Origin of the sequence: Spirosoma utsteinense, from assembly GCF_014282275.1 — a bacterium.
Taxonomy (GTDB): domain Bacteria; phylum Bacteroidota; class Bacteroidia; order Cytophagales; family Spirosomataceae; genus Spirosoma; species Spirosoma utsteinense.
In genome coordinates, this window is record NZ_VFIA01000089.1 from 1 (window position 1) to 7,625 (window position 7,625).

Annotated in this window: 11 protein-coding genes; 6 read left to right on the forward strand and 5 right to left on the reverse strand. The window is 49.1% G+C overall.

All coding sequences use genetic code 11. The features are described from left to right. Positions 1 to 64: 64 nt before the first annotated feature. Positions 65 to 244, reverse strand: coding sequence for a transposase (locus FH603_RS28825; RefSeq protein WP_394366417.1), 180 nt, complete (start codon positions 242 to 244; stop codon positions 65 to 67). Positions 245 to 536: 292 nt separating this feature from the next. Here FH603_RS28825 and FH603_RS27280 point away from each other — a divergent pair, with 292 nt between their 5' ends. Continuing rightward, positions 537 to 725, forward strand: coding sequence for a hypothetical protein (locus FH603_RS27280; protein ID WP_186742364.1), 189 nt, complete (start codon positions 537 to 539; stop codon positions 723 to 725). 17 nt (positions 726 to 742) lie between these two features. Further along, the gene (locus FH603_RS27285; protein WP_186742366.1) at positions 743 to 2,134 is read left to right on the forward strand and encodes an ISKra4 family transposase; all 1,392 of its coding nucleotides are present in this window, start codon (positions 743 to 745) and stop codon (positions 2,132 to 2,134) included. A gap of 33 nt (positions 2,135 to 2,167) precedes the next feature. On the opposite strand, the gene FH603_RS27290 is transcribed toward FH603_RS27285, so the two are convergent. Both FH603_RS27290 and FH603_RS27295 read right to left on the reverse strand, forming a co-directional pair. Beyond that, positions 2,168 to 2,680: an integrase core domain-containing protein gene (locus FH603_RS27290; protein ID WP_186742368.1), complete on the reverse strand. Its 513-nt coding sequence runs from the start codon at positions 2,678 to 2,680 to the stop codon at positions 2,168 to 2,170. A gap of 23 nt (positions 2,681 to 2,703) precedes the next feature. Then, on the reverse strand, positions 2,704 to 3,024 hold the full coding sequence (locus tag FH603_RS27295; protein ID WP_186742370.1) for a serine integrase family protein: 321 nt from the start codon (positions 3,022 to 3,024) through the stop codon (positions 2,704 to 2,706). Between the two features lie 204 nt (positions 3,025 to 3,228). Here FH603_RS27295 and FH603_RS27300 point away from each other — a divergent pair, with 204 nt between their 5' ends. Further along, positions 3,229 to 4,236 (forward strand): IS110 family RNA-guided transposase, encoded by a 1,008-nt coding sequence (locus FH603_RS27300; protein ID WP_186742373.1) that lies wholly within the window; start codon positions 3,229 to 3,231, stop codon positions 4,234 to 4,236. Here the strand turns inward: FH603_RS27300 and FH603_RS29390 are convergent. Then, entirely contained in the window at positions 4,142 to 4,642 is a 501-nt protein-coding gene (locus tag FH603_RS29390) for a recombinase family protein (RefSeq protein ID WP_186742375.1), read from the reverse strand. The two genes, FH603_RS27300 and FH603_RS29390, sit on opposite strands and share 95 nt — an antisense overlap. A 143-nt stretch (positions 4,643 to 4,785) precedes the next feature. Between FH603_RS29390 and FH603_RS27310 the strand changes: the two genes are divergently transcribed. From FH603_RS27310 to FH603_RS27320, 3 genes are all read left to right on the forward strand, one after another. Then, a complete protein-coding gene (locus tag FH603_RS27310; RefSeq protein WP_186742377.1) occupies positions 4,786 to 5,199 on the forward strand; it encodes a DUF6088 family protein in 414 nt (137 codons plus the stop codon). Next, a complete protein-coding gene (locus FH603_RS27315) occupies positions 5,189 to 6,133 on the forward strand; it encodes a nucleotidyl transferase AbiEii/AbiGii toxin family protein (protein ID WP_186742379.1) in 945 nt (314 codons plus the stop codon). The genes FH603_RS27310 and FH603_RS27315 overlap by 11 nt, the downstream gene beginning before the upstream one ends. A gap of 145 nt (positions 6,134 to 6,278) precedes the next feature. Further along, the gene (locus tag FH603_RS27320) at positions 6,279 to 6,845 is read left to right on the forward strand and encodes a plasmid pRiA4b ORF-3 family protein (protein WP_186742381.1); all 567 of its coding nucleotides are present in this window, start codon (positions 6,279 to 6,281) and stop codon (positions 6,843 to 6,845) included. Between the two features lie 155 nt (positions 6,846 to 7,000). Here the strand turns inward: FH603_RS27320 and FH603_RS27325 are convergent, their stop codons facing one another. Next, a complete protein-coding gene (locus FH603_RS27325; RefSeq protein WP_186742383.1) occupies positions 7,001 to 7,312 on the reverse strand; it encodes a PAS domain-containing protein in 312 nt (103 codons plus the stop codon). Positions 7,313 to 7,625: the final 313 nt, after the last annotated feature.

Here is a 7,625-nt window from a genome sequence, read left to right on the forward strand (position 1 = left end):
TTAGCCGGAACAGGTTCAGGTGTCGGCCGTTTTGTCTTTTTCATGGGGTGACAACAGGCTTACCCTAAAGTACGAAAATCGTTGCTCCACCCCAGGCTTTTTTATGCTCTCTCCACAACTCGACTTGATGAGCCAATTCGTCCAGGCTACCAATGCGCCGGTTTAAGCATTGGCGGGCTAAAGCGGAGAACTCAATTTCGGCCATGTTGAGCCAAGAACCGTGTTTAGGCGTAAAATGAAACACCAGTTTACGACTTAACGATCGGGCCTCGACAACCGGCAAGTGCTCATAAAAAGAGCCGTACTTGGGTTGCAACTACCAAAGCGGGCCAGATATCAAATAGGAATATAAAACGTTGATAGACAAGTGTAAACGTTCCTTTTGCTTTGTCCTGTAGTCAAATGAAAACGTATGATTTTAGTTGTTAAAAAAGACTATTTTAACGCTGGTTTGCACCTTTTCGGTTGACTTGAAGCGGGCTATTTGATATCTGGCCCGCTTTGGTAGTCGCAACCGCGAACGGATTCTATCAGGAATGGAAGAGGCCCGTCGGCAAGGCAAGAAAATTGGCCGACCCGATGGGGCGATGGAAGAGAGAGCGACTTTTCTTAAAAAGTATGGTTCGGTGACCCGCAACCTACGCGCGGGCCTTAGTGTGCGAAAAACCGCTAAACTGTGTGAGGTGTCAATCAACACCGTCCGTAAAGTGAAAGCACTCCTTTGATTCTTCTCCTTTTTACCATGAACGTCAAACTGCAAATAGTGGCTTACCTGTCGGACGAGCAGGAGCCAATCACCGAAGATATCTTCACGCTTAACCGAGATGAATTAACGTTAGAAAATCTGGGCCTGACGCTGGCCGAGTCCAAAGCTTTGCTCAAAACAATCCAGCAAAAGTTGATTGTTACGCAAATTGCCCAGTATGCTCAGATGCACACACCCGTTGGCCTACGCAAGAAAGGCTCCTACCCAATCCGGTTAAAAACCTTATTCGGCGATATGAAGGTCGATGTCCCCCGCTTCTATCACCCTCCAGAAGAGACAGCAGCCAAAACGTTTAGCCCCCTCAACAATCTCCTTGGCCAACATGTAACCCCGGAGCGGCTGTATTTGGAAACCAAGTGGGCAAGCCTGATTCCTTACCAGAAACCCGCTGACTTACTCAAAGAGGTGCTACCCGTCGATGAGAAACTTAATGCTACCACGATCCAACACCATCTCCACAGCGTAGTCGAAGAGCAAGAAAAACAACTGCCTCCCGAAGCGACCTTCTTCAATGGTGGTTCTCAATTGGAACGGGAGGCTCTGCCACGCCCTGACCGCCCTTTAGTGATAGGTATTGATGGTGGATACGTTCGCCATTGGCACAGAAAAGCCTGTTTTGAGGTCATTACAGGTAAGAGCATTCCTGACGAAAAACCGGCGAAGTGCTTCGGTTTTGTGCAGGATTACGATGCCCAATCTCGACGGCGGGTGTTCGAAGTACTCCGATCACAAGGGCTACAAGCGAATCAATCGGTTGAGTTTTTTACCGATGGCGCGCCGGCGCTTCGCTCTTTGACCGCTTATTTGAACCCCGAATCGACCCACATTCTGGACTGGTTTCATCTGACGATGCGAATTACTGTACTTCATCAGTATGCACTGGGCTTAAGTAAAGTAGATGAGCTACGTGGAAAGGAAGTTTCGGAAACGCTGACCAGCATAAAATGGCATCTGTGGCATGGCAATGCTGAACGTGCTTTAGAAAAGATTGATGGTCTGGATGGGCCTCTGATCAATCACGGGGCTGACAAGTTAATTGTCCGCAAATACGATAAGCTGAAAGTATTGACGAATTATCTGAGTGATTTCGAAACGTATGTGCGCCAGAATTCAGCTTCTATCGTCGATTACTCGGAACGACACCGCTATGGCGAACGGGTCTCAACGGGGTTCGTGGAGTCAACTGTCAACCAGGTGATTGCCAAACGGTTTGTGAAGCATCAGCAGATGCAATGGAGCAAAAAAGGAGCGCATCTGCTGCTACAGGCTCGCACAAAGGTCTTGAACGAGGAGTGGGATGATTGTTTCCGAGTCCGTTTCCCCGGCTTCCGGCCACCAGCTATCGTAGCTGTTCCAATGGCAGCTTGACCCGGATTGCCCCACACTTTTTGATGCTCTCAGTTACTGGTCTATTTTGTACCTGACGGTGCGCCACTCTTCATCGGGTACAGCGTAGCCCAGGGCCTGATGAGGACGATCACTATTGTAAAAAACGATCCAGTCGTTAACCACCTGACGAAAGGTTGGCTCATCGGGTAGTTCGCGCCAACTCAGGCCTTCCCACTCCAAGCTGCGCCAAACACTCCGGATAAAAATACTGATGGACACTTTGCCATGCCGAATGTCAACGGGTTGGATTTCCGCTTGATTGCACGTAGCCTGTACGTCAGGACTCTTAAAGACTTTGTCAATGCCTACTACTAAAGCGGGTGGGTGGCCATACATCAGATGTGCTTTCTCCAAAACGGCAGCTGTAGGCTTGGGTTTCAGGGGACGAAGTAATTCCCAGGCCAGTAGTTTTCGACTTCGCAAATCCATAATGCCGACAATGACAAAGGTCTTGCGTTGCCATTTGATGACGGCCCGATCAAAAATCCAGCAATCGGGCAGATGTACGTGAGTCCGTTTAGCCATAGATCAAACAGAAAAATAGATGGCTATTTCCCCATTAGGGTTGACAATGTGATCGTAGTATTAGGTTTGGCCATGGCTCGTTTCACCCGTTGAACCGTGTCCGTCGAGACTTTGCGAATCACGGCTGTCTGACGAATGCTCAATCCATTCTTGAGGTCTTTGGCCACACCCGGATAAGCAGCCACGAGTTCTTCCTTCGCTTTTTTGGTGCCGGGGGGCCTGCCAAGCCGTGTCCCATTTCGACGGGCCTGATCCAGCCCCGACAGAATGCGTTCTGAAAGACGTTCAGTTTCCATCGCGTCGATGGCTCCGGCCTTTAGGTTTGTGGTGTGGTAAGATTCCAAGATTTAGGTAGCTTACTGGAGAGAAATACAGAGCGGGCTTCCCTATGGCATACCGGCCAGGCTAACGACCAATGGGTGGATTCAGGACCCGCTCTGTTACTACTTGCCAAGGTTCGCATAGAAATGAGGGCGTTGGGGCCCAGTAGCAAGGTATCGAACAACAAGGCAAGGGAAATCATCTTCAACCCTAAATTACGATTTACCATGGACTTTCAGTACTTCGTTGGTGTTGACATCGCCAAAGGCACCCTTGACTGGGCAGTCTTCAACGGAAAAAGTATTGTATTGCAGACCCATTCAGCTAATTCAGTAGCGGGTATTAAAACTGTACTTCGTTTGTTAAAAGGCTTACCTGACTGGAATAACAAACAGGTGATCTTTTGCATGGAACACACGGGACTGTACAACGCACATCTGTTGGATTTCCTGTATCGACTCAAATTACCTATTTGGTTAGAAGGCAGTTTACAGATCAAGAGAGCAGGCGGTCTACAACGCGGTAAAACTGACACCATTGATGCACAACGAATTGCTGAGTACGCTTTTCGGTTCCGGGATCGAATGCGGTTATGGCAACCTCCTCGCCCTGTTATTCAACAATTAGCTTTCCTAAGTGCCGCTCGCCAACGATTAATTCAGGTTTACAATCAGTTAGCCAATCCTTTGACAGAACAACAAAGCTTTGTCAACTCTACTTTACAAAAACAGCTACTGAAAAGCTGTAAAGCCTCTCTGGCGGCTTTGGAAAAGGATCGTAAAGCAATCGACAAAGCGATTGACAAACTCATCGAGGGAGACTGCCAACTCAAAGAGCTTTTTAGTCTAATTACCTCTGTCCCAGGTGTTGGCGTAGCTACCGCCACTGAGGTAGTCATAGCCACTAATGAATTAAAGACAATTACTGACCCCAAACAGATGGCTTGTCATGCTGGAGTCGCTCCTTTTGAATACAAATCCGGCACCAGTATTCGAAGTCGCCCTGGCGTTAGCCAGCACGCCCGCAAACGTCTCAAGAGCTTGTTTCATTTGGGCGCTATATCAGCCATTCGGGTCAAAGGTGAACTGCGGGATTACTATCAACGCAAGGTGGGCGAAGGCAAGAGTAAGATGTCGGTGATTAATGCGGTTCGCAACAAGTTGATTCATCGAGTGTATGCAGTGGTGAAGCGAGGAGAAAAATATGACAAATTTTATTCCCTTTCCCTTGCATAGACCATAGAAATCCACCCGGCTCGATCATCACGGCGATGACAATGCTGGCCACCGGGTTCCGCTTCCCATTAGCCAGGAGCGTCTCCAACCCTAAATTGTGAGCATAGATGGACACACCTGCTTGAGTAATGGCCTCCATAAGAGCCGGAGTTTCACTACGCCGTCGGCCCAATCGGGAGAATTCCGTGACTAGTACCTTGCGGATGAGTTTCCTACGACACAAGTCTAACAATTTGTCGAGTTCTGGTCGGTCCACATTGCTACGCTTGGTTGCGCTGCCGGTCTCGTGAATAATGTGGACAATTTCATAGCCTTGCCGCTCGGTATGAGCCGTCAGGTCAGCCACCTGCCGGGCATAATCTTGCTCTTTCGTGGAGACGCGGACAAAGAGGGCTACGGGGGTCATAGCTTTATGAATAGGTCAAAGGATAAGTAAGTTAGCGAAAGGATGATTCGATCCATACGTGGCTGGGTATGAACTTAGACAAAATGTCGTATGTTTGCACTATATATGTGTCGTATGTTTGTTTCGTAACATGCTATCAGACAATGCAAAAAGAGCTGACTTTAGAAAGTAAAGTATCTAAGCGAATAAGTCGTAAGAAAGCAAACGTCTTCCTGCGTGACGACTTCAAAGATCTGGGTGAGTACGATCAGGTAGGCCGCGTCCTGAGAAAGCTGGCGACTAAAGGCAAGGTCGTCCGCATCGGCTATGGACTTTATGCCAAAACCAAGGTATCAACCCTAACGGGCGAGATGGTTCCTATCTCCACGCTACCTAACCTGGGCAAAGAAGCCATGAAGCGGCTGAAGGTGAAAATCGCTCCTACCACAGCCGATGTGGCCTACCAGGAAGGCCGCTCGATGCAGGTTCCCACCGGTCGCCTGATCGGCGTCAAAAGCCGGGTTAGCCGAAAGATTGGCTACAAAGGTGCGTACATACGTTATGAGCATGTCCATTAATCAAGCTGAGTTGTCTCCGTTTGCACCTGGCCGAGACGTGCTTGAAGAAGTGGCTTTGTCTATGGGTATCCAGGAAGCATTCGTCGAGAAAGACTGGTATGTTACCCATGCCATTGGCTTACTGGTTCAAAATTCTCACGCCGACTTTACTCTCGTCTTTACCGGCGGCACATCGCTCTCGAAGGCGCACAAGCTCATCGAACGCTTTTCGGAAGACATCGATTTCCGCATCGTTTCGCCCACTCTCAAAGGGGAAAGTGCTTCCAAGACCCGCAAATCTCTATCCGACTTCAAACACTATTTGGTCGATTTGCTGGGGCAGGCCTTCGAGGTGCTGCACGTTGATGGTCGCGACGGAAATCGCCATATTATGATTTATCTGGCTTACCCAACTGTATTCGGCCCATCGGAACCGTTACGGCCTCATATCAAGCTTGAGTTTACCTTGTCCGATCTGTTGCTACCGGGTATGTTGTTACCCGTGTCTTCGTTTGTCAACGACATAGCTCGTCAGGCACCCGAAGTAACTCAGATCACCTGCATTGACCCGGTCGAAAATGCGGCCGATAAACTTAGTGCCATCGCCTGGCGAATTCCGTCACGGGTACGGGGTGTTGACGACCAACAACCAGATGTGGTCCGACACCTCCACGACTTGGCGAAACTGGGGAATCAGGCTCTGGCCAGCCCAAACTTTGCCCGATTGGTCAAGCTCACCATCGAGCGGGATGCTCACCGGGCCGATGGGCTTGGCGGGCTAACCTTATTTGAGAAGTTCGACCAGATGTTGGGGATTCTGGAAGACGACCCTTTGTACCCCAGGGAGTATGATACCTTTGTTCATGGGATGTCCTACGCTCAAGATGCTGTTGTGCCAACCTATACTGAGGCAATAGAACAGGTCAAACGGTTGGTAGGAAAAGTGATTAGATAAGACAAGTCTGGCCTATCGGCTATTTGCTCAGGAGATGGAGGTTTTGCACAAATTGCACAGCTATTGCCCATTAATTTCACAATTGTGTTGGCCGAGCTCTTCAACGCGCCAGAACTACATCTACCTTGTTTGTAACCTAACTCTAATGGACAACATCATTCAACTCAAAATTACCCTGCGTGGTACAAAGCCAGCAATCTGGCGACGGGTGCTAGTGGAGAAGACAATCACATTCGAAGGGCTACATGAGATTATTCAGATTGTGATGGGATGGGCCAACTCACATCTTCACGAATTTACGGTGCAAGGCATACGAATTGGCCAGCCACTGGATGAATTCGATGCCGACTTTGGCGAAGAGTTGATCGATGAAGCGACGGTTACACTTGAAAGCGTCCTGACTGACAGTAACCAAAAGGTTGATTACACCTACGATTTTGGCGACAGTTGGGATCATACTCTTATGGTAGAGAAATGGCTCGCTAGTGATTCAGCTATAACGTACCCCATCTGTACAGGCGGCAAGTTAAATTGCCCACCCGAAGACTGTGGCGGTATTCCTGGTTTCTACGAAATGCTACACATTGTGAACGACGAGCGACATCCAGAACATCAGGAGATGTTGGAGTGGCTTGGTGAAGTTCATGATGACAAGGCGTTCGACCAGCAAGAGGTCAACCGGCAGTTAGTTACTTTTTTTCATTCGAAATAACTCAATTGGCCTAAAACAAGGAGGTTAGCGATTACAGATTTTGCAAGTGACGCTTGCAAAATTGTGTTGAAATAATCACTACTTTTAGTGGGCTCGGCTTCGGAAGATTGAGACATCCCTATGCCGCTGTGGGTAGTTGACTGGTTCGTAGCTGCTCAATGAGATAAGTCAGGACATTCCTCCTCAGTGGCCATAAAGTGCGTGCATTCACCCCGTTGGTCTGACAGCGGATCAATAGTTATTTGGCACCAGTAAGGCGTTTGATCCTTCCGATAATTCTGGAGCGTAACCGTAACGGCTTCGCAGCGGGCCAGCCGCCCACGAATCAATGCCCGCGTGGTTGTGCTGGTGAGCGGCCCCTGCAATAGCACCGGCGTTTTACCCAACATTTCGCAGGACTCGTACCCCGTCAGGCGGCTGAAGGTATGGCTCACCCACATAATTTGGCTCGACCGGTCCGTCACCACAATGGTTTTACCCTCGGCCAGTTAAGGTCCGTGGCCAGCCGGGCAAAAGACGCCACGTCGCTGGCCAGTTTCTGATGCTACTCAACTGCGGATGAGCTACGTCCCAGCACAGTAGTGATACACGTGCAACAAGACCAGCTTTTTCCTGGCTTGACAGGGTACGGGCCGGTCGGGATTTCATAATGAAGGACATGGAGATGGGATTATAGAGGTGGGTACTGGTCTGTAATATTTGTATTTTGCTTGTATGAAAGCAAAATATTTACCCAAAGAGTATGAGGTATTCCGCCGACGCTGTGTTGAGCTACACCAT

Bases quoted from the DNA above. Each gene is read 5' to 3' on its own strand.
- FH603_RS27280 (WP_186742364.1), top strand. From the start codon at position 537: ATGGAAGAGGCCCGTCGGCAAGGCAAGAAAATTGGCCGACCCGATGGG.
- FH603_RS27285 (WP_186742366.1), top strand. From the start codon at position 743: ATGAACGTCAAACTGCAAATAGTGGCTTACCTGTCGGACGAGCAGGAG.
- FH603_RS27290 (WP_186742368.1), bottom strand. From the start codon at position 2,680: ATGGCTAAACGGACTCACGTACATCTGCCCGATTGCTGGATTTTTGAT.
- FH603_RS27300 (WP_186742373.1), top strand. From the start codon at position 3,229: ATGGACTTTCAGTACTTCGTTGGTGTTGACATCGCCAAAGGCACCCTT.
- FH603_RS29390 (WP_186742375.1), bottom strand. From the start codon at position 4,642: ATGACCCCCGTAGCCCTCTTTGTCCGCGTCTCCACGAAAGAGCAAGAT.
- FH603_RS27310 (WP_186742377.1), top strand. From the start codon at position 4,786: ATGCAAAAAGAGCTGACTTTAGAAAGTAAAGTATCTAAGCGAATAAGT.
- FH603_RS27315 (WP_186742379.1), top strand. From the start codon at position 5,189: ATGTCCATTAATCAAGCTGAGTTGTCTCCGTTTGCACCTGGCCGAGAC.
- FH603_RS27320 (WP_186742381.1), top strand. From the start codon at position 6,279: ATGGACAACATCATTCAACTCAAAATTACCCTGCGTGGTACAAAGCCA.